Source organism: Teichococcus aerofrigidensis, assembly GCF_054073225.1.
Genome location: NZ_JBSXMU010000015.1, coordinates 1 through 22,397, shown reverse-complemented (window position 1 = coordinate 22,397; position 22,397 = coordinate 1). Strand labels below are relative to the sequence as shown.

Sequence of the window (22,397 nt, the reverse complement as noted above, 5' to 3'; positions counted from 1 at the left end):
TCAGATCTTTCCTCGCTCTGTCAGGCCGGCGGGCGGACGACAGTGTAGGCTGAGGAGTCCGACTTCGGCCGGTCCTCCGGCAGGGTATGGCCGAGCACGGCGTAGTGCACGGTCTCGGCGATGTTCGTCGCGTGGTCGCCGATGCGCTCGAAGTTCTTGGCGATGAACAGCAGGTGGGTGGCCGCGGTGATGTTGCGCGGATCCTCCATCATGTGCGTCAGCATCTCGCGGAAGATGCCGTTGTAGATGTCGTCCACCGGCGCGTCGGCCGCCCAGACGCGCTCGGCCGCAGCGGCGTCCTCCTTCACCAGCGCGTCGATCGCCTCCTTCAGGTTCTCCTGCACCAGCTTGGCCATCCACTGGAAGCCGTTCAGGCTGCCCAGCTGCGGCTGCTGCGAGACGACGATGGCGCGCTTGGCGGCGTTGCGGGCGTAGTCGCCGATGCGCTCGATGTCGGTCGAGACCTTCATGGCGGCGACGATCAGCCGCAGGTCGGCCGCCATCGGCTGCCGCAGGGCCAGCAGGCGGACGCAGAAGTTCTCGATCTCGCGCTCCAGCGCGTCGATCTCGCCATCCCGGCCGATCACGGTGGTGGCCTGCTCCACATCGCGGCGGATCAGGGCGGAGGCGGCGTCCGCGACCTGGCGCTCGGCCAGGCCGCCCATGCGCGCCACCAGCTCGCGCAGCCGCTTGAGCTGCTCCTCGTAGGATCGCACGATATGCTCGTTGGGCATCGTCCTGATGACCTCGCTCAGCCGAACCGGCCGGTGATGTATTCCTGGGTCTTCTTCTGCTTCGGCGCGGTGAACATCTCCTCCGCCGGAGCCACCTCGATGAGTTCGCCGAGGTAGAAGAACGCCACCTGATCGGCGCAGCGCGCCGCCTGCTGCATGTTGTGCGTGACGATGGCGATGGTGAAGTCGCGCTTCAGCTCGTCGATCAGCTCCTCGATCTTCAACGTGCTGATCGGATCGAGCGCCGAGGTCGGCTCGTCGAGCAGGATGACCTCCGGCCGCACGGCGATGGTGCGGGCGATGCAGAGGCGCTGCTGCTGGCCGCCCGAGAGGCCCATGGCGCTGGTGTTCAGCCGGTCCTTGACCTCGCCCCAGATGGCGGCGCGGGTCAGCGCCCATTCCACCCGCTCATCCATCTGCGACCGGGACAGCTTCTCGTGCAGGCGGATGCCGAAGGCGATGTTCTCATAGATGGTCATCGGGAAGGGCGTGGGCTTCTGGAACACCATGCCGATCCGCGAGCGGAGCGCGTTGATATCGATGTCGGTGTCGAGGATGTTCTTGCCGTCGAGCAGAACCTCGCCCGTGGCGCGCTGGCCCGGATAGAGGCTGTACATGCGGTTCAGCACCCGCAGCAGGGTGGACTTGCCGCAGCCCGAGGGCCCGATCATGCCGGTCACCTGCCGGTCGGGCAGGTCGAAGTCGATCCCCTTCAGCGCCTTGTTGGCGCCGTAGTAGAAATCGAGGTTGCGGACCGCGATGCGGGGCTCGTTCAGCGGGGCGTGCGAGCGGGCGTGCAGCTTGCCGGTCTCGGTCTGGGTCTGGGTCTGGGTCATGGAGGCGCTCATATGCGGTTCCTCACTTCCTGCGCAGCAGGCTGCGCGCCACGATGTTGAGCCCGAGCACGCCGAGCGTGATGATGAGGGCGCCGGCCCAGGCCAGCGCGATCCAGTCCGGATAGGGCGAGCCGGCATAGGCGTAGATGGTCAGCGGCAGGCTCGACATCGGGCCGGACAGGCTGAGCGACCAGTTCAGGTTTCCAAGCGAGGTGAAGAGCAGCGGCGCCGTCTCGCCCGCCACCCGCGCCACCGCCAGCAGCACGCCGGTGACGATGCCGCTCGCCGCCGCGCGCCAGCAGACCATGGTCACCATCTTCCACTTCGGCGCGCCGAGGCCGATCACGGCCTCGCGCAGCGTGTCCGGCAGTAGGCGCAGCATATCCTCGGTGGTGCGGACGACGATGGGAATGACGATGATGGCCAGCGCCACCGAGCCGGCCCAGCCCGAGAAGCCGCCGAAGGGCACCACCAGGATCTGGTAGACGAAGAGGCCGATCAGGATCGAGGGCGCGGAGAGCAGGATGTCGGAGACGAAGCGAACCGCGTTGGCCAGCGGCGAGGACTTCGAATACTCCGCCAGGTAGGTGCCGACCAGAAGGCCGATGGGCGTGCCGATGACGGTGCCGATGACGGTCTGGATCAGGCTGCCGACGATGGCGTTGAGCAGCCCCCCCTCCGAGCCCGGCGGCGCCGTGACGCGGGTGAAGACCCCGAGCGACAGGGCGGAGAAGCCGTTCCAGAACAGCGTGGCCAGGATCGAGAAGAGCAGCAGGAGGCCGAGGCCGGTGGCGCCGTAGCAGGCGTACTTGACGGCCTTGGCGACGCGGCGGCGGCGGCGGCCCAGGGCCTCCGCGACGCGCATGTCCTTGGCCGGGCCGCTGCCGGAGGCAACCTCCAGGGTCGGGTTGGACGCGCTCATGGTTTCAACCCTTCAGCCGCGGACGCAACAGGAAGCGCGAGGCGGCCAGCACGATGAAGGAGATGACGAAGAGGATGAAGCCGAGCCCGAGCAGGGCGGAGAGCTTCAGGCTGCCCATCTGGCTTTCGCCGAACTCCAGCGCGATCAGCGAGGCGATGGTGTTGCCCGGCCCGAAGAGGCTGGTGGAGATGCGGTTGGCGTTGCCGATGACGAAGGTCACCGCCATCGTCTCCCCCAGGGCCCGGCCGAGGCCGAGCATGATGCCGCCGACCACCGAGATGCGGGTATAGGGCAGCACGACATTGCGCACGACCTCCCACTGGGTGCAGCCGAGGCCGTAGGCGCTCTCCTTGTAGACCGGGGGCACGGTGTTGAAGACGTCGCGCATCGTCGCCGCGATGAAGGGCAGCACCATGATGGCCAGGATCAGCGCCGCCGTCAGGATGCCGGTGCCGAAGGGCGGGCCGGCGAAGAGCGCGCCGATCAGCGGCAGCTCGCCCAGCGTGTCGATGGCGAAGGGCTGCACGTACTGCGACATGAAGGGGACGATCAGGAAGAAGCCCCACATGCCGAAGATGATGGACGGCACCGCCGCCAGCAGCTCGACCGCCGTGCCCACCGGGCCGCGGAGCCAGGGCGGCGCCAGCTCGGTCAGGTAGAAGGCGACGCCGAAGGCCAGCGGCACGGCCATTAGCAGGGCCAGCACCGCGGTCACCACGGTGCCGTAGACGGAGACGCCGGCGCCGAAGACCTCCTGCACCGGATCCCAGTCCGTGCCGGTGACGAAGCCCGCGCCGAAGGCGCGGAAGGCCTGCAGCCCACCCCAGAACAGCTCCAGGATGATGGCGCCGAGAAGGACCAGGACCAGCACCCCGGCGGCCCGGCAGGCGATCGCGAAGATGGCGTCGCCCGTCGCGCCGGATCCACCTCCGCGGCGCAGGCCGGGACGTGGATCGGGGGCGGCGCCCGTCTCGAGGGGAAGGGTGGCTGCTTGCTGCACGATCAGACTCCGGAAGCTCGGCATGCCCGGCGCCGCGCGGCCCTGGCCGTTCGGTGCGCGGGCAGCCTGCCAGGACGCCCAGGCTGACCGCCCGGGCGCCGCGCGTTCGTCACTTCGCCGGCCAGAGCGGCTTGCCGTCCACCTGCACCTGGGCCCAGGCGGCGCGCACCGCCTCCTCGACCTTCTCCGGCAGCGGGATGTAGTCCAGCTCCCGGGCGGCGGCATCGCCGTCGCGATAGGCCCAGTCGAAGAACTTCATCACGTTCTGCGCCCGGGTCGCGTCCTGCGGGTTCTTCGGCAGCAGGATGAAGGTCGGCGAGACGATCGGCCAGGACTTCTCGCCCTCGGTGTTCACCAGGTTGGCGGCGAAGTTCGGCGTGCTCCAGTCGGCGTTGGACGCGGCGGCCTCGAAGGCCTCGCTGTTCGGCACCACGAACTGGCCGGCCTTGTTGCGCAGCTGGGTGGTGACGAGCTTGTTCTGCGCCGCATAGGCGTGCTCGACATAGCCGATGGCGCCGCGGACGTTGCGCACCGTGCCGGCCACGCCCTCATTGCCGCGGGCACCCGTGCCGGCCGGCCAGCGCACCGAGGTGCCCACGCCGACGCGGTCCTTGAACTCGGGCGAGACGGCGGAGAGGTAGGAGACCCAGACATAGGTCGTGCCGGAGCCGTCGGCGCGGTAGACCGGAGCGATGGCGAGGTTGGGCAGCTCGACGCCCGGGTTCAGCTCGACCAGGCGGGGGTCGTTCCACTTGCTGATCTTGCCGAGGTAGATGTCCGAGATCACCTCGCCGGTCAGGCGCAGCTTGTGGTCCTCGACGCCCGGGATGTTCACGATCGCGGTCAGGCTGCCCATGGTGGAGGGGAACTGCAGCAGCTTATGCTCGGCGAGCTCCTCGGCCTTCATCGGCGCGTCGGAGGCGCCGAAATCGACCGTGCGGTTGCGGATCTGCGTCTGCCCCGCGCCCGAGCCGACCGACTGGTAGTTGAGCTGCAGCCCGATGGCCTCACGCGCCGCGGCACCCCACTTCTGGTACAGCGGATTGGGGAAGCTCGCGCCTGCGCCCGTGATGGAAGCCTGCTGGGCGTTCGCCGCCATGCTCACGCCGATCGTCGCGACCAGGCCAGCGGCCAGGGCAAGAAGCCGATTGCTCACCATGTATCTCCGTCTTTTGGCGCCCATTGGGAGGGGCCGGTGCGGTGGCCGCCTTCTAGGCGCTGGCTGCGACCGTTGGATTGCAGATTTATGAAGCTTCGATGACAGACAAGCCCTTCCGGCCGACGGAACCGGGCCTCCACCGGGGCGGTGGAGATGGGATGGCATCGGGCAGCACTGTGGAACGATCCGGAAACCCCTGGCCCCTCCGGAACGTCATGCCTGGGCGCTCCGCGCGGAGCAGTCTCATCACGCGGAATTATTCCCGGAAATGGTCTGTTTTCGATATAAGTCTCCTATTCCTGCCTGAGCGGCACAGATCCGGACCAATCCACCCTTGATTCTCCTTTTCGCCCGCCTTCCCGCCGCCACCGGCGTGCTGGCCAGCCAGCTGACCGGGCTTGCCATCGGGGCGGGAACCACCGCTCTGCAGCATGTCTGGCCGGATCCGCCGGCCGTGGCTTCGCTCCTCCTGGTCGTGGGCGTCGCCCTGGCTGCGGTCATCGGGGGGCGCCCCGCCGGGCTGGCGGCACTTGCCGTCTATGCCCTGCAGGAAGCCTGGCTCGCCATGACGGGAACGGGAGGCGCGGAATGGCGGAACCTCGTGGCGCCGCTGCTCGCCGGCGGCTTCGCCGCCGCCCTGGGCGGCGAGTTCCGCGAGGTGCTCGATCGCGCCGCACCCCTGCGGGAGCAGCGGGACCGGGCCTGGACGCTGGGGAATCTCGGGGACTGGGCGTGGTCGCAGGAGGCCAATCGTCTCACCCTGTCACCCATCGCCTGGGCCCTGCTCGGCCGGGAGCCCGAGCCGGAGCCTTCCAGCATGCTCTGGCTGCACACCCACCTCCACCCCGACGACGTCGAGGGCTTCCGCCAGGCCATGCGCGCCGCCCTGGCCGATCCCGCGGGGCGTCTGGATCAGGAATTCCGCGTCATCCGGGCCGACGGGGGCATGCCCTGGCTCCGCATGCGCGGCGCGCGGACGAAGGAGGGCGAGCTGGCGGGCATCCTGCTCGACCGCGACGCGCTGCATCAGGCGCAGGAGGCCGCCCGCCTGGCCCAGCACCGGCAGGAGCGGCTGCATCACGAGCTGATCTACCGGGTCCGCAGCAACTTCCAGATGGTGACCAGCCTGCTGCGCCTGCAGTCCCGCCGCGCCACGCCGCCCCTGCGGCGGGCGCTGGAGGGGGCCGCCCAGCGCATCCAGGGGATGGGAAGCCTGCACGAGGCGCTCTATCGCGATGCCGATCTCGGGAAGGTCGATCTCCGCCGCTATCTGGGAGAAGTTGCCCGCAAGGCGGTCGAGGGAGAGGACGAGCGGATCCACCTGACGCTCGACATCGGCTCCTGTCAGGCACCGGCGGACCAGGCGCTGCTGCTGGGCCTGGCGATGACGCAGATTCTGGACAACGCCGTGCGCCACGGCTTCGCCGAGGGACGGCGGGGCACGATCACCGTGACGCTCACCGAGGAGCAGGGAGACTGCATCCTCACGATCTGCAATGACGGAGCGCCGTTCAACGAATTCGCCGCGCTCGGCGCGCAGGGCATCGGGATGGTCCTGGTGCAGTCCTGCGCCCAGCAGCTGGGCGGCCAGTTGCTTCTCGAGCGGCACCCGCGCAGCCGCTTCGCCATCCGCTTCCCCCGCGCCGCGCTCTCCCCGCCGGACTGAGGCCTCGCCGGGCGGCGAGGTCGTCCGGCGAGGCGTGAGGCGTGGCGGATCAGCCCGTCTTCGCCTTGCCGTCCTCCTCCTTCCCGTCGCCCTCCGGCGCGTCCCAGCCGACCGAATGGCCCGGGCTGGACTGGGCCGGCGGATCGCTCGCCGGGAAGGTATCTTCCAGGGCCTCCTCCAGCGACTCCTCGGCCGCCTTGCCCTGGGAGGGGCGCTTCCCGTCACCGGGCGGCGGCGAGGGTCGCTCGACGCCGGAAGGCTTGGATCCCGACATGGCGTATCTCCTCATCCTGTTGTCCGGGCCCGGCCGGAGCCGGGTCCCTGGACCAGCAACCCGACCCGGGCGGCGGGGTTGCATTCCGGACGGCGGCGGCGCGCCGGGCCAGGGGAGCCGAGGGAGACAGGCCAGCCATGCGAAGCGATCAGCCGGACGCGGAGACGAAGGGGGCCCGCCCCCTGCCCCCCGGGCGGCTGCTGGAGACGGCGCTCTACGTGCGGGACATGGCGGCGGCGCGGCGTTTCTACGAGAGCGTCATCGGTCTGCAACCGCTGTTGGCCAGCCCGATCTTCTGCGCCCTGGGGATCGGCCCCGGCGTGTTGCTCCTCTTCCTGCGGGGCGGAAGCGCGGAGCCGGCCAGGACGCCGGGCGGCACCATTCCGGGCCATGATGCCGAGGGCCGGCAGCACATCGCCTTCCAGGTCCCCGGCGAGGCGCTGCGGAGCTGGGAGGACTGGCTGACCGGCCGGGACATCGCCATCGAGGGCCGGGTGTCCTGGCCGCGCGGCGGGCACAGCATCTTCCTGCGCGACCCGGACGGGCACCTCATCGAATTCGCCACCCCGGGCCTCTGGCCGAATCGCTGAGCCGGGCCGGCGCCTTCGCCGGATCGTCATTCCCCTGCCATTCTACTGTCCCGGATCGGCGGCTAAGCGGACCTCGGCCTGTCACAGGAACGTGCCGATGACCGATGCCCTGCCCCTCTCCACCACGACGGGATCGCCGGACCGCCAGAGCACCGGAGCGCCGCCCCGCGCGGCCGGGGCCGGTCTCTTCCTGCGCCGCTGGCTGGCCAATCCGTTGCAGATGGGGTCGGTGGTGCCGTCCTCGCCCAGCCTGTGCCGGCGCATCGCGGCGCTGACTCGCTGGGCGCCGGGGGAGTATGTGGTGGAGCTGGGCGCCGGCACCGGCGTGCTCTCCCGGACACTGCTGGAGCGGGGCCTGCCGGCCGACAGGCTGCTGCCGGTCGAGATCGTTCCCGCCATGGCCACGCATCTGCGCGCCACCCTTCCCGGCGTGCCGGTGATCGAGGGCGATGCCTTCGACCTGCGCGGCGCCCTGCCGGAGGCCGCGCGGGGCCGCATCGGGACGGTGATCTGCGGCATTCCCCTGGTGCTGCTGCCGCTGGAACGGCAGCGCCGCTTCCTGGAGAGCGTCGAGGCGGTGGCGCCGGGGCGCGGCTTCCTGCTCTATACCTATTGCATCACCTCGCCGTTGCCCTGGCGCAAGCTCGGCCTGTCGGCGCGGCGGGAGGCCTGGACGCCGAGGAACTTTCCCCCGGCCAGCGTCTGGCGCTACGCGCCGGCCTGAAACGGCGCGAGCTGGGCGCGGAACTGGCGGGCGCTGGCGGACCAGGAGAAATCCTCCGCCCGGCGCCGGCAGGCCTCGCGGTCGGCGCCCAGCGCCGCCAGGCAGGCGCTGCGCAGATCCTCGGCCACGGCGCCGACCACGCCATCGGCGCCCTGCAGGATGGCGAGCGGGCCGGGTTGCGGCAGCGCGGCCACCGGCGTGCCGCAGGCCAGCGCCTCGAGCAGCACCAGGCCGAAGGTGTCGGTGCGGGAGGGAAACACCAGCACATCGGCCGCGGCATAGGCCGCCGCCAGCGCCTCGCGGTGCAGGAAGCCGGTGAAGCGCGCCCGCGGGAAGCCCTGCTCCAGCGCCGCGCGCTCCGGCCCGTCCCCCACGACGAGCTTGCTGCCCGGCAGATCCAGGCCGAGGAAGTCGCGCACCCCCTTCTCCGCGGCCAGCCGGCCGGCGCAGAGGAAGATCGGGCGCGGCAGGTCGGGGAAGGCGTCCCGCGCGCCGGGGCGGAACAGCGCCGTGTCCACCCCGCGCGACCAGTGGCTGAGATGGCGGAAGCCCTGCGTCTTCAGCTCGCGGCGCAAGGCCTCGGTCGCCACCATCGTGGTCGCAGCGGGGGCATGGAAACGGCGCAGCAGGGGCCAGGACAGACGCGGCGACAGGCCGAAGCGCGCCCGCAGGTAGTCCGGGAAGCGGGTGTGGAAGGCGGTGGTGAAGGACCAGCCCCAACGGCGGCAGAGGGCGCGCATGGCCCAGCCCAGCGGCCCCTCCGTCGCGATATGCACCGCATCCGGCCGGAACGCGCGCGCCAGGCCGGCCAGGCGGCGGCGCGGCAGCAGCGCCAGCCGGATGGCGGGATCGCCCGGCGCGGGCCAGCTGGGAAAGCGATCCGGGCCGATCACCTCGACCACGTCCCCCTGCCGCCGCAGCGCCTCGCTGACCATGCCGAGCGTCCGCACGACGCCGTTCACCTGCGGCGTCCAGGCATCCGAGACGATCAGCAGGCGCATCTCAGCCCTCGGCCACCGGCAGGGAGGCCTGGGGATGGGGCGCCGGCGGGATCAGGGCGACGGGGGCGGCGACGGGGGCGGCATGGCGCCGCCGCTGTTCGGCGGCCCAGTCGATCAGCTCGAAGCGCCCGTCCGCATGCTCGGCGAGCGCGGTGCAGCTCTCCACCCAGTCGCCATCGTTCATGTAGGTGACACCGTGCACCTGCCGCATCTCGGCATGGTGGATATGGCCGCAGATGACGCCGTCCAGGTCGCGCCGCCGCGCCTCCTCGGCCAGTGCCTCCTCGAACCGATCGATCGCCTTGACCGCTTCCTTCACCTGAAGCTTCAGCCATTGCGACAGCGACCAGTAGGGATAGCCGAGGCGCCGGCGCACCGCGTTGAACCAGCGGTTCAGGCGCAGCGCGGCGTCGTAGGCCCAGTCGCCCAGATGCGCGAGCAGGGTCGCGTAGCGCACCACGCTGTCGAACTCGTCGCCGTGCATGACGAGGAAGCGCCGGCCATCGGCCGCCTCGTGCACCGCCTCGCGCACCAGCGAGACGCCGGCGATGACGAATTCCGGCCCGGCCCAGTCGCGGAAGACCTCGTCATGATTGCCGGGGATATAGGTGACGCGGGTGCCGCTCCGCGCCATGGCCAGGATGCGGCGGATCACCTGGTCATGCACCGGGTCCCAGTACCAGGAGCGGCGCAGGCGCCATCCATCGACGATATCGCCCACCAGGTAGAGCTGCTCGCACTCCACCTGCCGCAGGAAGTCCAGCAGCAGGTCGGCGCGGCAGCCCCGCATGCCGAGATGCGTGTCGGAGAGGAAGATCGCGCGGTAGCGGCGCGGGGCGAGGATCGGTGCCATGGCCGGCTTCCCTTCAGCTGGCCCCTTCCCCCGCGCGGCGAGTCCGTGGGGAGCAGGAACGTTGCGTGCGGGAAGCCCTTAGCCGAGAGCTGCGACGGTACCGTGTCCGCAATGTTGCAGGGAGTTGACGATCGTTGCGTAGCCGACGGGCCAGGCTGTTCAACCGGATGGCGTGAACGGGCCGCCCAGCACATAGAGGCAGTCGCCGCGCAGGGTCCGGCCGGGCTGCCGCTTGCAGAGCACGAAGCCGTCGCGCGCGAAGACCGCCTCGGCCGGCGGCGCCCAGGGCGTCTCGGGCGTGTGGATGCGCGCCGCCGGCTGGCCGGCCCGCACCGTCTCGCCCGGCTCCGCCAGCGGCTCGAAGACACCGCCTTCCGGCGCATAGACGAAATGGTCCTGCCCGCCGAGGCCGTAGATCCGCGTCTCCTCCGCCGGCTCGCGCTCCGTCTCCGGCAGGATGCCGAGATGGACCAGGAGGTTGCGCACGCCGCGCCGGGCGATGGCCAGGCCCTCGGCCGAGACGGCGCCGGCGCCGCCCAGCTCGGTGCCCAGGGTGACGATGCCGCGCCGCTCGGCGACACCGCCCAGGGTGAGGTTGCCGCCCTGCCCCTGCGCCCTTCCCTGCACATAGCCGAGCGGCGCGCCGAAGGCCCGGAGCGCGGCGATCTGGCGGCGGAAGAGGTCCGGATCGGCGACGTGATTGGTCAGGGAGCAGGGCGTGTAGAGCAGCGAGGAGCCGCCGGAGTGCAGGTCGCAGACCAGATCGGCGCGCGGGATCAGCTCGCTGCTGATGAAGTAGGCGATCTGCTCGGTGACGCTGCCATCGGGATCGCCGGGGAAGATGCGGTTGAGGTTGAGGTTGTCCACCGGCGAGACGCGGTTGCCGGCCAGCGCCGCCGGATAGTTCGCCGTCGGCAGGATGATGACGCGGCCGCGGATCCGCTCCGGATCGAGCGACTGCGCCAGCCCGCAGAGCGCCAGCTGCCCCTCGTACTCGTCGCCGTGATTGCCCGAGACGAAGAGCGCCGTCGGCCCCTCGCCGTTGCGGAGCACCACGATCGGGATGGGCAGGAAGCCATAGGCGGAGACGTGCGAGGAGTGGAACAGGCGCAGGAATCCGGTCTGCCTCCCGTCGCGGTCGAAGTCCACATCGCAGAGAACGCGGCTCTTTCTGGTCTCGGACATGCTTCCCCCGGGAGGTCAGTGCGTCGGTGCGTGCAGGTGGCAGGCAGCGAAATGCCCCGGCCGGATCTCGGCCAGCGGCGGCGACACCTGCCGGCAGACCGCCATGACGTGCGGGCATCGCGTGTGGAAGCGGCAGCCGGGCGGCGGGTTGATCGGGCTCGGCAGGTCCCCCGAGACCTTCGCCCGCCCGGCCCGGCGGGCGGCGCGGCCGGCCGGATGCGGCGTCGGCACGGCGGCGATCAGCGCCTGGGTATAGGGATGCAGCGGCGTGTCATAGATCGCGGCCTTCGGCGCCAGTTCGACGACGCGGCCGAGGTACATCACCGCCACCCGGTCCGAGATATGCCGCACCACCGAGAGGTCATGCGCGATGAACAGGTAGGTCAGCCCCATCTCGCGCTGCAGGTCCTGCAGCAGATTGACGATCTGCGCCTGCACCGAGACATCCAGCGCCGAGACCGCCTCGTCGCAGACGATGAAGCTCGGGTTCAGCACCAGGGCGCGGGCGATGCCGACGCGCTGCCGCTGCCCGCCGGAGAACTCGTGCGGGTAGCGCATCGCCGCGCGGGCCGGCAGGCCGACCTTCTCCAGCATCTCCCCCACCCGCGCCCGCGCCGCCGCATCGGCCTTCGCGCCGTGGATCAGAAGCGGCTCCATGATGATGTCCTCCACCGTCATGCGCGGGTTCAGCGCGCCATAGGGGTCCTGGAAGACGATCTGCATGGAGCGGCGCTTCTCGCGCAGCACGCGCGGCGGCAGGCCGCTGATATCCGCGCCGTCGAAGAGAACCTGGCCGTCGGAGGGCTCCATCAGCCGGATCAGCAGCCGGCCGAGGGTGGACTTGCCGCAGCCGGACTCGCCGACCAGGCCCAGGGTCTCGCCTGGCATGATGCGGAGCGAGACCTCGTCCACGGCGCGCAGCAGGCCGGTCGGCCGGCCGAGCCAGCCGCCACTGAGGGGGAAGTGCTTGGACAGTCCGGCGGCCTCGACCAGCGGCCGCGTCGCCGCGGAGGGGTGGGTGGCGAGGCTCATGGGGCGGCGATCTCCGGCACCCGGATACAGGCGGCGCGGTGCGAGGGCGCATAATCGGCGAGCGGCGGGATGGCCTCGGCGCAGGCGGCCACCGCATGGCCGCAGCGCGGGCGGAAGCGGCATCCGCTCGGGCGCCGCGCCGGCTCGGGCAGGCTGCCGGGGATCGCGACCAGCCGGGGCCTGTCCTGCTCCAGCGAGGGCACGCAGTCGAGCAGGCCGCGCGTATAGGGATGCAGCGGCCGGTCGAAGAGCGTCGTCACCGGCGACTGCTCGACGATGCGGCCGGCATACATCACCATGACCCGGTCCGCGGTCTCCGCCACCACGCCCATGTTGTGCGTGATGATCATGATGGCCATGCCGAACTCGTCGCGCAGATCCATCAGCAGGTCGAGGATCTGGGCCTGGATGGTCACGTCGAGCGCCGTCGTCGGCTCGTCGGCGATCAGCAGCTTCGGGTTGCAGGCCAGCGCCATGGCGATCATCACGCGCTGCCGCTGCCCGCCCGAGAGCTGGTGCGGATAGTCGTCCATCCGCCGCGCGGCGGAGGGGATGCCGACCTTCTCCAGCATCCTCAGCGCGCGGTCGCGAAGCGCGCGGGGCGAGAGGCGCTCATGCGCGCGGATCGTCTCCATGATCTGCTCGCCGATGCGGAAGACCGGGTTCAGCGAGGTCATCGGCTCCTGGAAGATCATCGCGATGCCGGGGCCGCGCACCTTCTGCATCTGCCGCTCCGACAGGCCGGTCAGCTCCTGCCCGGCGAAGCGCACGGAGCCGGAGACGATGCGCGCCGGCGGGCGCGGCAGCAGCCCCATCACGGTCAGCGCGGTGACGCTCTTGCCGCTGCCGGACTCGCCGACGATGCCGAGGATCTCGCCCTCCTCCAGGGAGAAGGAGACATCCTCGATCGCCGTCACCTCGCCGCGCTCGGTGGCGAAGGCGGTGGTGAGGTTGCTGATCTCAAGGAGGCTCATTGCTGGATCCTGAGCCGGGGGTCGAGCACGTCGCGCAGCCCGTCGCCCAGCATGTTGAGACCGAGCACGGTGATCATCAGCGCCACGCCGGGGATGCAGATGATCCAGGGCGCGTCGCGCATGAAGTCCCGCCCCTCGGCCATGATGTTGCCCCAGGTCGGCGTCGGCGGCACGGCGCCGAGGCCGAGGAAGGAGAGCGTCGCCTCCGAGAGCACGGCATAGGCGAAGAGGAAGGAGAGCTGCACGATCATCGGCGCCATGGCGTTCGGCAGGATGTGATGCCGCAGGATGCGCCAGTGCCCGGCGCCCGCCGCCACCGCCGCCTGCACATACTCCATCTCCCGCAGCACGATGACCGAGGCGCGGACGATGCGCGCCGTGCGCGGGATATAGACGATGCCCAGCGCCAGGATGACGTTGAGGGTGGAGGGCCCCAGCATGGCGGTGACGCCGATGGCGAGCAGGATGGCGGGAAAGGCCATCAACGCGTCGTTGATGCGCATCAGGAGATTGTCGACGCGGCGGAAATAGCCGGCCAGCGCGCCGATCAGCGTGCCAAAGACTGCGTTCAGCGCCACGACGGAGAGGCCGATGATGACGGAGAGCTGCGCCCCCCAGACGGTGCGGGACCACAGGCTGCGGCCGAAATTGTCGGTGCCGAGGATGTAGTCGCCGCCCGGCGGCAGGAACTTGTTGCGCATCGCCAGCCGGTTCGGATTGGCCGTGGTGATCCAGGGCGCGAGCGCCCCCATCACCGCGATGATGCCGAAGAGGATCAGGCCGGTGACGAAGAGGCGGTGCCGGAACAGCCGGCGCAGCGTGGCCCAGGCCGGGCTGCGGCGCTTCGGCTCCGCCGCCGGCCCGGCGAGATCGACTTCCAGCGGCAGGGCTCCCGTCTCACTCATAGCGCACCCTCGGATCCAGGAAGGCATAGAGGACGTCGATGCCGATATTGACCAGCACCAGGAAGCCGGTGACCAGCAGCAGCCCGCCCTGCACCATCGGGTAGTCCCGGTTCAGCACCGCCTGCGTCAGCAGCTGGCCGATGCCGGGGATGGAGAAGATCGCCTCCGTCACCACGGCGCCCGAGATCAGCAGGCTGACGATGATGCCGACGACGGTGGTGATCGGGATCATCGCGTTGGACAGCGCGTGCCGGAAGATGATGCTGCGCTGGCTCAGCCCCTTGGCGCGCGCCGTGCGGATATAGTCCTGCCGCATCACCTCCAGCATGGTCGAGCGCGTGATGCGGGCGAGCAGCCCCGCCTGCAGCAGCGCCAGCGAGACGGCCGGCATGGTCGAGGTGCGGAACCAGCCCCAGGGGTCCTCCGTCAGCGGGATGTAGCCGCCGGTCGGCAGCCAGCCGAGATGCACCGCGAAGACGATGATCATGACCAGGCCGAGGAAGAAGCTCGGCAGCGAGATGCCGATCATGGCGAAGGCCATGGCCAGCTGGTCGATCACCGTGTTCTGCTTCAGCGCCGCCAGGATGCCCGCCAGCAGGCCGATCAGCAGCGTCAGCACCAGGGCATAGGCGGAGAGCGCGAGCGTGACCGGAAGCCGCTCCATGACGGAGGCGAAGACGCCGCGGCCGAGCAGGATCGAGCGGCCCAGATCGCCCTGCAGCAGGCCGCCGTACCAGTGGAGCAGCTGCGTCAGGAAAGGCTGGTCGAGCCCCAGGTCCTGGCGGATCTGCTGCACCTGCTGCGGCGTCGCCGAGAGGCCGGCGATGGCGGCGGCCGGATCGCCCGGGATCAGCCGCATCATGCCGAAGGTGATGAGGCTGACCAGGAGGAGCACCGGCACCGCACTGAGCAGCCGCCGCGCCACGACGCCGATCATGCCGCGGCGCCCCGGCGCGGCCCGGCGCGGCGTCCGCTCACTTGGCGATCCAGACGTTGCTGAAGCGCGGGATGCGGAAGGGCTTGAAGTTCTTCACGTTGGCCCGCACCGCCTGGACCTTGGTGAGCGAGCCGAAGGGATAGGCATAGGCCCGCTCCAGCACCAGCTTCTGCATCCGCGCGAAGGCGGCGTTGCGCTCGGCCTCGGTCGGCAGGTCGTTCATGTCGCGCCAGGCGGCCTCGACATCCGGGTCGCCCTTGTCGTCGCGCGGGCGGTAATTGGCGCCGGGCGAGGCCAGGAACTGCATCGTGGCCAGCGCGCCCAGCGCCGGCTGCGTGCCCCAGCCGCTGTGGAAGAAGTGCCACTCGGTGCTGTTGACCTTCTGCGACATCTGCACCGAGGTCGGCCAGTCCACCACGCGGAGCTGCGCGTTGATGCCCGCGGCCTGGAGTTGCTGCTGCATGACCAGCGCGGCATTGTACATGGCCGGATAGTCGCGATTGGTCAGGATGGTGATCGGCTCGCCCTTGTAGCCGGACTGCTTCAGCAGCGCCGCGGCCTTCTCGGGGTCGTTGATGTTGTAGGTCTCCTTGCCGGCGTCCGTGTAGGTCGGCTGGTTCGGATACTGGAAGCCGACGTTGAGCCGGTAGTTGCCGTCGGTCGCGGCATCCATCACGTCCTCGGCGCCGATCGCCGCCTGCACCGCCTTGCGGAAGTTCAGGTCACTGGTCGGCGCCTGCGCGGTGTTGGGCAGCGCGATCTGGATCCACCAGTTCTCCAGCGGCAGGATGGTGACGTTGCTGTCCTTATTCAGCGCCTCGACGGATTTGGTCGGGACATCCTCCACCCCCTGCAACTCGCCCGTCTCCAGCCCAGCGACGCGGGCCGAAGCCTCGGTGACGATGCGGAAGGTCACGCTGTCGAGGCAGGCCGCCTTGTAGCCGCCGAAGCCGGTGCGCTCCTCATAGGCCGTGTTCGGCTTGTACCCGTCATACCGCACCAGCTTCGCATGGCTGCCGGGGACGAATTCCGCGATGCGGAAGGGGCCGGTGCCGACCGGCCGGAGCTGCTGCGGCGGATCGTCCTTGTGCTCGGCGGGAATGATGACGATCGGCACGCTGAAGGAGGAGAGCGCCTCCAGGAAGGTCGGCTGCACGCGCGCCATCCGGATGACGAAGGTGGCGGCGTCCGGCGCCTCCCAGCCCTGCACGTTGTCGAGCGTGCTGCGTTGCAGGCCGATGCGCTTGTAGCGGTCGAAGGAGGCGGCGACATCGGCCGAGGTCATCGGCTTGCCGTTGTGGAAGCCGATGCCCTGGCGCAGCCTGAAGGTGTAGCTGAGACGGTCCGGCGCCTCCTCGACGCTCTCGGCCAGCTCGGCGATGACCTTGTTGTTCTCGTCGCGCGTCACCAGCGATTCGTAGATGTTCATCGCGATGTTGCGGGTGGAGATGGTGCTGGACGTCATCTGGTCCAGGCTGTTCACATTGGCTTCCTGGCCGAAGACCAGATCGCCGCCCCGGCTGGGGCAGGAGAAGGGCGCCGCCGCGGCCGGAGAAAGCGGCAGGGCGATGGCCGCCGCCAGCCCGCAGGACGCCAGGATGGAACGCTGCATCAGCATGATCCCCCGCTCGCTTGTTGTGATGTGAAGCCTCGCCGTGAAGCTTCAAATCAGCGGCTGGGGCCGTCAAGCCTCATTCTGGGGCAGTTCCTGCCGCATCGCAGCAAGAGTGGCCTGCAAACGATGCCGTTTGCCTGTCAAATCATCATCCTGACGCGGAGAAGCGCCGCACCACATTTTCCATCACCCGGCTGACCGGCCCTTCGAAACCCTCCCGCCAGAGCGAGCCGCAGAAGGTGATCGAGCCCACGGCGAAGACCGCGCCGCCGCCCGGCGTCTCGAACCAGGCGATCTCGCCGCGTTTCAGCGCCTCCGGTGTCTCGCCGCTGACCGTCGCCAGATGCGACAGCAGCTCCTCCGGCACGGTGACGAAGGAGGACGGCGGCTCCTCCGAGCGCGCCAGCACGACCGTGCCGGGCGGCGAGCCCAGGCTGGCATCCGCGCGGTCCAGCTCGAAGCCCGCGGCGCCGCCGCCTGAAAGCCCGTAATCGCCGAAGGTCTCTCCCTCGACACCCTCGAAGATCCAGGCATGCTCCGGCGCGTGGCTGGCCGGAAGGCGCCGGTAGCGCGTGCCCTCGAACAGGCCCTGGGCGGAGAAGCCGACACCGGCCAGGGCCTGCGGGGGCCGGCGGTTGCGGCGCCAGAGCCCGCCATACTGGCCGTCGAGCTGATGGTGGTACTCGCCCGGCTCCGCGGCCCAGGCGCGGATGCCGCCCTCGGCGCGGCGCAGCTCGATCATGCCCGGCAGCTCGGGCACGCAGGCGATGCGCCAGTAGAAGCCGTTGCCGCCCAGATACATCATGCGGCCGCCGCCGGCGGTGAAGGCCGCCAGGGCGTCGAGTGTCGGCGCCGTGTGATACTCGGGATGCGAGCCGGTCATCACCAGGCGGTAGGGTGCCAGCAGCGCCGCGCCCTCCTCGTGCAGATCCTCGTCGGTGACGATGTCGAAGGAGAAGCCCTTGTCCTCCAGCCAGGCGAGGATATGCGTGTCCGCCGGATAGTGCCGCAGGCCGGAGCCGCGCGCGTCGTTGAAGGTGAGGAAGCCGGGACGCATGGTCAGGATCGGCCGCAGCCGGGAGGAGAAGGCGATGCCGCTGCGGTCCGGGTGGCGGTTGTAGGTGGAGCGGCCATAGACCGGATAGTCGTCCGGATTGTGCGGATAGGCGCCCCACGCCGCCACCCGCGCCCGGTAGGCGGCATCCGCGTTGCCGCGCGCATGGTTCGCATAGGCCTGGTAGGTGAAGGTGGAGGCCAGGAAGACGATATCGGCCGTCGGCCCGCCGCGCGGCGGCAGCACGTAGAAGGGCAGCCAGTCCTCGCCGGCGCCGCAGCTCAGGTGCAGGGCGTAGGCGCCGCTGCGCAGATCCGGCGGGACGGTGAAGCGGAAGTCGGTCCGCCACCCGCAGTCGCCCAGGTCGTCGGCGTGGAAATGGATCGCGGCATAGTCCTCCGGCCGATGGCGCCAGCACATCTCGTCGCCGCTCCAGCGCGCGCCCACCACGGCGCGCGTCGGCACGTTCCGCAGGCTCCCATGGCAGGCCTGCGGGCCGATGTCGCTGACGCTCTGGGTGGGAATGCCCCGCGCGAAGTCCCACAGCGCCAGCACCCGCTCCGGCCGCCGCAGCGGCTCGGGCCAGCTCGTCCGCGCCCCGGCCAGCAGCGCCGGTTCCTCCAGTTTGCCGGTGAAATGCGCGCAGGGCTCCGCCGCGTCCTCGGCGGCGATCACCACCGGGCCGCCACCGCCGGGCGGCTGGAAGCCCTCCAGCGCGCCGCGCAGCGCGGCGACGCCGCCCGAGACCTCCGCCAGCGGCACCTGCCCCAGGTCGAAGCAGCCGGCATCGGCATCGAGGCTGAGCCAGAGACGGTACCAGCCGCGCTCGGCCAGCGGCACGCCGGTCGCGACCTCGCGCACCGTCGCGCCCTGGCGGAACCGCGCCACCGCGCCCTGAGCGCCGAGCCCGAGCGTCACCATGACATCGCCCTGCGCCTCGCTGATCAGCGCCGCGGTCCGGTCGGGGAGCACGGCCGCCCAGACCAGCACCGTCCAGGTCACCGGCCCGGGCCCGCGGCGCGGCCCGGACGGGATGACGGCGCAGGAGCCGGAGCGGACCGGCTGGTGCCGGCCCTGGAAGCCGGCGCTGAACCGGCCCGAGAGGTCCTCGAAGCGGAGGCCGGGCCCGGCGGGGTTCGGATCGCCGCTGATGACGCGCAGCAGGCGCGCGCGGTAGGGCTCGCCGGAGGGGACGCTCACCTGGACCGCGAAGGTCTCGCCCGGGCGGCGCGAGAAGCGGTCGAGATAGCCGGTGATCGGCAGCTCGCGTGGCGCCGTCATGCGCCGTGGCCTCGGGGCTGGTCGGCGCGGCGGGGAGATGCGGACATGCGGTTCGCTCCGGCAGGACGAGACGAAGGGCAAGTCTACTCGCCGCCCCGCCGCCGCAAAGCCCTTCCGCCGGCCGCGAACTTCGATTTGCCCGGAAGCGAAGTCGGCGACGGGCCGGTGAAAGTGCTTGGTCTCCCGGCGGGACCGGTGCAAGCTGCGACGCGGCACGAGGCGAACGGAGCGGGCGGATGAGCGCGATGGTGCAATCCCTGGCCAGCAGCGCGGCGGAGGAGCGCGAATGGGCGCTGCGCTGCGACATGGCCGCGGTGTTCCGCGTCGCCGCGCGGCTCGGCTGGAACGAGCAGATCGGCAACCACAACAGCCTGATGCTGCCGGACGAGGCGGAGCCGCGCTTCCTCATCAATCCGCGCGGCTACCTCTTCCAGGAGCTGAAGGCGAGCGACCTCATCGTCTGCGACCTGGACGGGCGCGTGCTGCGCGGCAGCGGCGAGTTGCGCAAGGTCGCCTTCCACATCCATGCCCGCATCCATGTGCAGAATCCCGCCGCCGCCTGCGTCGTGCATGTGCATCCGCGCTGGCTGACCGCGCTGTCGCTGCTGCGCGACGCCGAGTTCGCCCTGTCGCACCACAACAACCTGCTGCTGAACGACCGCATGGTCTATGACCGTGAGGGCGACGAGCCGGTGCATGTGAACGAGGAGGGCGACCGCATCGCCCGCCTGATGGGCGACAAATCGATCATGGTGATGCGCGGCCATGGCGTCACGGTGGTCGGGCCGACGGTCGCCGATGCCTTCGACGAATGCTACATGGCGGAGCGTACCGCCATGTATCAGATGACCGCCCTGCAGACGGGGCAGCCGCTGCATCGCCTGCCCGAGGGCCTGCGGCGCCATCATCATGGCCCCTGGGGCGAGCGCATGGACGCCCGGCTGCACCTCGATGCGTGGCGCCGCATCCTCGACCGCGAGGAACCCGACTACGCCCGCTAGATAAAGCGCCAGAGAAAGCACCGGTCCGCTCTTGCCTCGCCGCCCCGGAGATTGCAGGAGCGGCGGCATGACCTCCTCCCTCCCCTTCCCGCCTGGCCGGGCCCCGGCCGCATGAGCGGCGCGCCGGCGGGCCGGACGCCCTTCGCCTGGAGCGCGCCGACCGCCCCCCTCGTCGCCGCGCTGGTCGTCGCCCCCTTTGTCGCCGTGCTGCAATCCAAGGCCATGGCGCCCCTGGCCCTGGTGGCGATGGCCCTCGCCGTGGTGCTGGCGCGCCGCGCCACCGGCCGCTGGCCCTGGCCGCCATCGACCACGCGCTGCGCGAGACGGCGCCTGGCCGCTACGAGACGCGCGCCGTGTTTCCCGGCCCCGGCCGCTACATCCTGCCGGTGATGCTGCAGGGCGGCGACTTCCTGCACTGCTTCGAGGCCGATCTGGGCGAGGACAGGGCGCTGCCGCTCGCCCGCCGCCTCACCGTGGCGCCCCTCGAATCCGGTGACACCCTGCCGGCCGGGACTCCCTCGGCGCTGCGCCTGCGCCTCAGCGGGCCGGAGGACAGCCCGGCCTGGCGCAGCGCCCCCGACGCCTCCGTGCTGCTGACCCAGCTCTCCGGCCACTGGCAGGAGCGCCTGCCGCTGCGGCCGGTCGGCGATGGCCGCTACGAGGCGGAGGGCGTGACGCCGCCGCGCCCAGGCCTGCTGCGGCTGCATCTCGTGGCGCCCTCCCTCGGCCTGGAGGCCGGCACGCTTCCTCCCCTCATGCTCAGGGCGGTGTCGCCATGACGGACTCTCTCCCCCGCCCGCCCGGGCGGCGTGCCCTGCTCGGCCTCCTCGGCCTCTGCGCCGGCCTGCCCGCCGGCTCCGGCGCCACGGGCCTGGAGGCCGGCGCGGCGGAGGCGGGGCGGGTGCCCCGGCTGCGCGGCAGCCTGCCCGACGCCCCGGCGCTGGACGCGCAGGGCCGCCGCCGCCGTCTGGTCTCGCAGGTGCTGGCCGGCCGCGTCGTCGCCATCGACTTCGTGCTGACCGATTGCAGCGGCTTCTGCACCGCGATCTCCGCCGCCATGGCCGGGGCGCAGGACCTGTTGGGCCACCGGCTGGGCGGGGAGGTCGGGCTGCTCAGCCTGGCCCTCGACCCGCTGCGCGCCACCCCCGAGGAGCTGGCGCATTACGCCGAACGCTTCGAGGCCGGGCCGGGCTGGGATTTCGTCGCCCTTGGCTTCCAGCCGCTGGAGCAGGCGCTGCGGGCGCTCGGCGGGCCGGAAGCGGGCAGCGAGCATGCTCCCATGGTGGTGGTCCTGGATGCCCGCCGCGGCACGCTGCGCCGGGTGCTGGGCCTGCCCACGCCCGAGGCCATCCTCGGCGCGGTGGAAGCGGCGCTGGCGGCGCGGAGGACGGCATGAGCCATACCCCGCCGGCCCTGCCGCGACGCGGCCTGCTGCTGGCCGCCCCGGCCCTGCTGCTCCGCCCCGCCACGCCCATGGCCACCACGCCGGAATGCGACGAGCGCGAGCGCGACTATTTCGGCAACCGCGTGCTGGTCGACCAGGATGGGCGGGACCGTCGCTTCTACGACGACGTCCTGCGCGGCCATTCGGTGCTGATCGGCTGGATCTTCACCAGCTGCCCCGATGCCTGCCCGCTGCTGGCGGCGCGCAGCCTCGCCATCGCCGAGGCCGCCCAGGAGGCCGGCGCGCGGCCGCGCATCCTGCACCTGACCACCGATCCGCGGCGCGACCAGCCGGCGCGGCTCAAGGCCTGGGCGGCCCGCTTCGGCGACTACCCCGACTGGGTGCTGCTGACCGGCGCGCCGGCCGATCTCCGCCACGTGGCGCAGCGGCTGGGGCAGGCGGTGGACGAGGACCGGCCCGACCGCCACACCACCCTGATGCTCGCCGGCCATGTCGCGGCGCGGCGCTGGGCGAAGCTGCGGCCCGATCTGCCGCCCGCCGCCGCCGGCCTTCAATTGGCCGAGCTGGCCGCCGCCGCGCCGCTGGTGGATGCCAGGGCATGTTCCGGCTGAGCTCTCGCCCCGCCCGGCTGGCGCTGGCGGCCGTCCTGGTCCTGCCTGCGGCCCTGGCGAGCGCCGGGGCGCCGAAGGAGGGCGCGCCGGAGGAGGGGGAGGCGATCTTCACCCGCGGCGCGCGCCCCGGCGCCCCGGCCCCCCGCGCGACAGCCGGGGCGGGGATGAGCCTTCCGGCCACCGCCATGCCCTGTGCCGGCTGCCACGGCGCGGATGGCGGGGGCGGCCGGCTGGAGGCCGGGCTCCGGCCGCCCGCGCTCGCCTGGTCCGCCCTGTCCCGCCCGGCGCCGGGGCGCCCCGCCTATGACGAGGCGCTGCTGCTCCGCGCCATCGCCCTCGGTTTCGATTCCGGCGGCCGGGCGCTGGATCCGGCCATGCCGCGCTATGCGCTGAGCCTGGAGGACGGCCGCGCCCTGCTGGCGCATCTGCGCGCGCTGGACGCGCGGACGGTGCCGGGCGTCGAGGCGGCGGCGGTGCATCTCGGCCTGCTGCTGCCGCCCGGCCCGGGCGGGGAGGCCTTCCGCGCCGCCTTCGCCGATGCGCTCACCGCCGCCGCCCCGGACGGGGTCTTCGGCCGCCGCATCGTCTGGCACCCCCTGCTGGCCGCCGACGCGACCGATCCGGCGGCGCGGCTCGCC

At 71.4% G+C, this 22,397-nt stretch carries 24 protein-coding genes; 9 read left to right on the top strand and 15 right to left on the bottom strand.

All coding sequences use genetic code 11. The features are described 5' to 3' along the window. Window positions 1-20: 20 nt before the first annotated feature. The 5 genes from phoU to pstS form a co-directional block, all read right to left on the bottom strand. Window positions 21-734 carry a phosphate signaling complex protein PhoU gene (gene phoU, locus ACVMLK_RS05795; RefSeq protein WP_198364787.1) on the bottom strand — a complete coding sequence of 238 codons (714 nt, stop codon included), beginning with the start codon at window positions 732-734 and terminating at the stop codon, window positions 21-23. Window positions 735-751: 17 nt separating this feature from the next. After that, complete coding sequence (gene pstB / locus ACVMLK_RS05790) at window positions 752-1,570, bottom strand: phosphate ABC transporter ATP-binding protein PstB (RefSeq protein ID WP_232476804.1); 819 nt, start codon at window positions 1,568-1,570, stop codon at window positions 752-754. Between the two features lie 22 nt (window positions 1,571-1,592). Next, window positions 1,593-2,492: a phosphate ABC transporter permease PstA gene (gene pstA, locus ACVMLK_RS05785; RefSeq protein WP_198364786.1), complete on the bottom strand. Its 900-nt coding sequence runs from the start codon at window positions 2,490-2,492 to the stop codon at window positions 1,593-1,595. A gap of 4 nt (window positions 2,493-2,496) precedes the next feature. Beyond that, on the bottom strand, window positions 2,497-3,492 hold the full coding sequence (pstC, locus tag ACVMLK_RS05780) for a phosphate ABC transporter permease subunit PstC (protein ID WP_370591916.1): 996 nt from the start codon (window positions 3,490-3,492) through the stop codon (window positions 2,497-2,499). Between the two features lie 109 nt (window positions 3,493-3,601). Further along, complete coding sequence (gene pstS, locus ACVMLK_RS05775; protein WP_422924322.1) at window positions 3,602-4,651, bottom strand: phosphate ABC transporter substrate-binding protein PstS; 1,050 nt, start codon at window positions 4,649-4,651, stop codon at window positions 3,602-3,604. 334 nt (window positions 4,652-4,985) lie between these two features. Between pstS and ACVMLK_RS05770 the strand changes: the two genes are divergently transcribed. Then, on the top strand, window positions 4,986-6,317 hold the full coding sequence (locus tag ACVMLK_RS05770; RefSeq protein ID WP_457485861.1) for a sensor histidine kinase: 1,332 nt from the start codon (window positions 4,986-4,988) through the stop codon (window positions 6,315-6,317). Between the two features lie 49 nt (window positions 6,318-6,366). Here the strand turns inward: ACVMLK_RS05770 and ACVMLK_RS05765 are convergent, their stop codons facing one another. After that, a complete protein-coding gene (locus tag ACVMLK_RS05765) occupies window positions 6,367-6,591 on the bottom strand; it encodes a hypothetical protein (RefSeq protein WP_198364782.1) in 225 nt (74 codons plus the stop codon). A 137-nt stretch (window positions 6,592-6,728) separates the two neighbouring features. On the opposite strand from ACVMLK_RS05765, the gene ACVMLK_RS05760 reads away from it, so the two are divergent. Next, complete coding sequence (locus ACVMLK_RS05760) at window positions 6,729-7,181, top strand: VOC family protein (protein ID WP_457485860.1); 453 nt, start codon at window positions 6,729-6,731, stop codon at window positions 7,179-7,181. A gap of 97 nt (window positions 7,182-7,278) precedes the next feature. Continuing rightward, window positions 7,279-7,905, top strand: coding sequence for a class I SAM-dependent methyltransferase (locus ACVMLK_RS05755; protein WP_457485859.1), 627 nt, complete (start codon window positions 7,279-7,281; stop codon window positions 7,903-7,905). Here ACVMLK_RS05755 and ACVMLK_RS05750 read toward each other — a convergent pair. The 9 genes from ACVMLK_RS05750 to ACVMLK_RS05710 all read right to left on the bottom strand — a co-directional run bounded on the left by ACVMLK_RS05750 (window position 7,890) and on the right by ACVMLK_RS05710 (window position 18,742). Beyond that, window positions 7,890-8,906: a glycosyltransferase family 4 protein gene (locus ACVMLK_RS05750; RefSeq protein ID WP_198364779.1), complete on the bottom strand. Its 1,017-nt coding sequence runs from the start codon at window positions 8,904-8,906 to the stop codon at window positions 7,890-7,892. The genes ACVMLK_RS05755 and ACVMLK_RS05750 overlap by 16 nt on opposite strands. Window position 8,907: 1 nt before the next feature. Further along, on the bottom strand, window positions 8,908-9,759 hold the full coding sequence (locus tag ACVMLK_RS05745) for a UDP-2,3-diacylglucosamine diphosphatase (RefSeq protein WP_457485858.1): 852 nt from the start codon (window positions 9,757-9,759) through the stop codon (window positions 8,908-8,910). A gap of 159 nt (window positions 9,760-9,918) precedes the next feature. Further along, window positions 9,919-10,944, bottom strand: a complete 1,026-nt coding sequence (locus tag ACVMLK_RS05740) for a succinylglutamate desuccinylase/aspartoacylase family protein (protein WP_422924331.1) — start codon at window positions 10,942-10,944, stop codon at window positions 9,919-9,921. 15 nt (window positions 10,945-10,959) lie between these two features. Continuing rightward, window positions 10,960-11,976 (bottom strand): ABC transporter ATP-binding protein, encoded by a 1,017-nt coding sequence (locus tag ACVMLK_RS05735; RefSeq protein WP_457485857.1) that lies wholly within the window; start codon window positions 11,974-11,976, stop codon window positions 10,960-10,962. Beyond that, window positions 11,973-12,950 (bottom strand): ABC transporter ATP-binding protein, encoded by a 978-nt coding sequence (locus ACVMLK_RS05730; RefSeq protein WP_422924333.1) that lies wholly within the window; start codon window positions 12,948-12,950, stop codon window positions 11,973-11,975. Before ACVMLK_RS05730 ends, ACVMLK_RS05735 begins: the two co-directional genes overlap by 4 nt. Then, entirely contained in the window at window positions 12,947-13,855 is a 909-nt protein-coding gene (locus ACVMLK_RS05725; RefSeq protein ID WP_198364774.1) for an ABC transporter permease, read from the bottom strand. Before ACVMLK_RS05725 ends, ACVMLK_RS05730 begins: the two co-directional genes overlap by 4 nt. Next, on the bottom strand, window positions 13,848-14,792 hold the full coding sequence (locus ACVMLK_RS05720) for an ABC transporter permease (RefSeq protein WP_198364773.1): 945 nt from the start codon (window positions 14,790-14,792) through the stop codon (window positions 13,848-13,850). Before ACVMLK_RS05720 ends, ACVMLK_RS05725 begins: the two co-directional genes overlap by 8 nt. A 37-nt stretch (window positions 14,793-14,829) precedes the next feature. Further along, window positions 14,830-16,404, bottom strand: coding sequence for an ABC transporter substrate-binding protein (locus tag ACVMLK_RS05715; protein WP_457485856.1), 1,575 nt, complete (start codon window positions 16,402-16,404; stop codon window positions 14,830-14,832). A 151-nt stretch (window positions 16,405-16,555) separates the two neighbouring features. After that, window positions 16,556-18,742 carry a N,N-dimethylformamidase beta subunit family domain-containing protein gene (locus ACVMLK_RS05710; RefSeq protein WP_457485855.1) on the bottom strand — a complete coding sequence of 729 codons (2,187 nt, stop codon included), beginning with the start codon at window positions 18,740-18,742 and terminating at the stop codon, window positions 16,556-16,558. Window positions 18,743-18,978: 236 nt separating this feature from the next. Here ACVMLK_RS05710 and ACVMLK_RS05705 point away from each other — a divergent pair, with 236 nt between their 5' ends. The 6 genes from ACVMLK_RS05705 to ACVMLK_RS05680 all read left to right on the top strand — a co-directional run. Further along, window positions 18,979-19,743: a class II aldolase/adducin family protein gene (locus ACVMLK_RS05705; RefSeq protein ID WP_198364770.1), complete on the top strand. Its 765-nt coding sequence runs from the start codon at window positions 18,979-18,981 to the stop codon at window positions 19,741-19,743. Between the two features lie 111 nt (window positions 19,744-19,854). Beyond that, on the top strand, window positions 19,855-20,133 hold the full coding sequence (locus ACVMLK_RS05700; protein WP_457485854.1) for a hypothetical protein: 279 nt from the start codon (window positions 19,855-19,857) through the stop codon (window positions 20,131-20,133). Beyond that, window positions 20,097-20,522 carry a hypothetical protein gene (locus ACVMLK_RS05695; protein ID WP_457485853.1) on the top strand — a complete coding sequence of 142 codons (426 nt, stop codon included), beginning with the start codon at window positions 20,097-20,099 and terminating at the stop codon, window positions 20,520-20,522. The genes ACVMLK_RS05700 and ACVMLK_RS05695 overlap by 37 nt, the downstream gene beginning before the upstream one ends. Beyond that, a complete protein-coding gene (locus ACVMLK_RS05690) occupies window positions 20,519-21,139 on the top strand; it encodes an SCO family protein (protein ID WP_422925203.1) in 621 nt (206 codons plus the stop codon). Before ACVMLK_RS05695 ends, ACVMLK_RS05690 begins: the two co-directional genes overlap by 4 nt. Further along, a complete protein-coding gene (locus ACVMLK_RS05685; protein ID WP_457485852.1) occupies window positions 21,136-21,759 on the top strand; it encodes an SCO family protein in 624 nt (207 codons plus the stop codon). The genes ACVMLK_RS05690 and ACVMLK_RS05685 overlap by 4 nt, the downstream gene beginning before the upstream one ends. Then, a partial coding sequence (locus tag ACVMLK_RS05680; protein ID WP_457485851.1) for a c-type cytochrome occupies window positions 21,747-22,397 on the top strand: 651 nt, incomplete at its 3' end. The genes ACVMLK_RS05685 and ACVMLK_RS05680, both read left to right, overlap by 13 nt.

What these genes read in the sequence shown, in the direction of transcription:
- phoU (WP_198364787.1), bottom strand. Translation starts at nt 734, where the DNA reads ATGCCCAACGAGCATATCGTGCGATCCTACGAGGAGCAGCTCAAGCGG.
- pstB (WP_232476804.1), bottom strand. Translation starts at nt 1,570, where the DNA reads ATGACCCAGACCCAGACCCAGACCGAGACCGGCAAGCTGCACGCCCGC.
- pstA (WP_198364786.1), bottom strand. Translation starts at nt 2,492, where the DNA reads ATGAGCGCGTCCAACCCGACCCTGGAGGTTGCCTCCGGCAGCGGCCCG.
- pstS (WP_422924322.1), bottom strand. Translation starts at nt 4,651, where the DNA reads ATGGTGAGCAATCGGCTTCTTGCCCTGGCCGCTGGCCTGGTCGCGACG.
- ACVMLK_RS05765 (WP_198364782.1), bottom strand. Translation starts at nt 6,591, where the DNA reads ATGTCGGGATCCAAGCCTTCCGGCGTCGAGCGACCCTCGCCGCCGCCC.
- ACVMLK_RS05760 (WP_457485860.1), top strand. Translation starts at nt 6,729, where the DNA reads ATGCGAAGCGATCAGCCGGACGCGGAGACGAAGGGGGCCCGCCCCCTG.
- ACVMLK_RS05755 (WP_457485859.1), top strand. Translation starts at nt 7,279, where the DNA reads ATGACCGATGCCCTGCCCCTCTCCACCACGACGGGATCGCCGGACCGC.
- ACVMLK_RS05750 (WP_198364779.1), bottom strand. Translation starts at nt 8,906, where the DNA reads ATGCGCCTGCTGATCGTCTCGGATGCCTGGACGCCGCAGGTGAACGGC.
- ACVMLK_RS05745 (WP_457485858.1), bottom strand. Translation starts at nt 9,759, where the DNA reads ATGGCACCGATCCTCGCCCCGCGCCGCTACCGCGCGATCTTCCTCTCC.
- ACVMLK_RS05740 (WP_422924331.1), bottom strand. Translation starts at nt 10,944, where the DNA reads ATGTCCGAGACCAGAAAGAGCCGCGTTCTCTGCGATGTGGACTTCGAC.
- ACVMLK_RS05735 (WP_457485857.1), bottom strand. Translation starts at nt 11,976, where the DNA reads ATGAGCCTCGCCACCCACCCCTCCGCGGCGACGCGGCCGCTGGTCGAG.
- ACVMLK_RS05730 (WP_422924333.1), bottom strand. Translation starts at nt 12,950, where the DNA reads ATGAGCCTCCTTGAGATCAGCAACCTCACCACCGCCTTCGCCACCGAG.
- ACVMLK_RS05725 (WP_198364774.1), bottom strand. Translation starts at nt 13,855, where the DNA reads ATGAGTGAGACGGGAGCCCTGCCGCTGGAAGTCGATCTCGCCGGGCCG.
- ACVMLK_RS05720 (WP_198364773.1), bottom strand. Translation starts at nt 14,792, where the DNA reads ATGATCGGCGTCGTGGCGCGGCGGCTGCTCAGTGCGGTGCCGGTGCTC.
- ACVMLK_RS05715 (WP_457485856.1), bottom strand. Translation starts at nt 16,404, where the DNA reads ATGCAGCGTTCCATCCTGGCGTCCTGCGGGCTGGCGGCGGCCATCGCC.
- ACVMLK_RS05710 (WP_457485855.1), bottom strand. Translation starts at nt 18,742, where the DNA reads ATGACGGCGCCACGCGAGCTGCCGATCACCGGCTATCTCGACCGCTTC.
- ACVMLK_RS05705 (WP_198364770.1), top strand. Translation starts at nt 18,979, where the DNA reads ATGAGCGCGATGGTGCAATCCCTGGCCAGCAGCGCGGCGGAGGAGCGC.
- ACVMLK_RS05700 (WP_457485854.1), top strand. Translation starts at nt 19,855, where the DNA reads ATGAGCGGCGCGCCGGCGGGCCGGACGCCCTTCGCCTGGAGCGCGCCG.
- ACVMLK_RS05690 (WP_422925203.1), top strand. Translation starts at nt 20,519, where the DNA reads ATGACGGACTCTCTCCCCCGCCCGCCCGGGCGGCGTGCCCTGCTCGGC.
- ACVMLK_RS05685 (WP_457485852.1), top strand. Translation starts at nt 21,136, where the DNA reads ATGAGCCATACCCCGCCGGCCCTGCCGCGACGCGGCCTGCTGCTGGCC.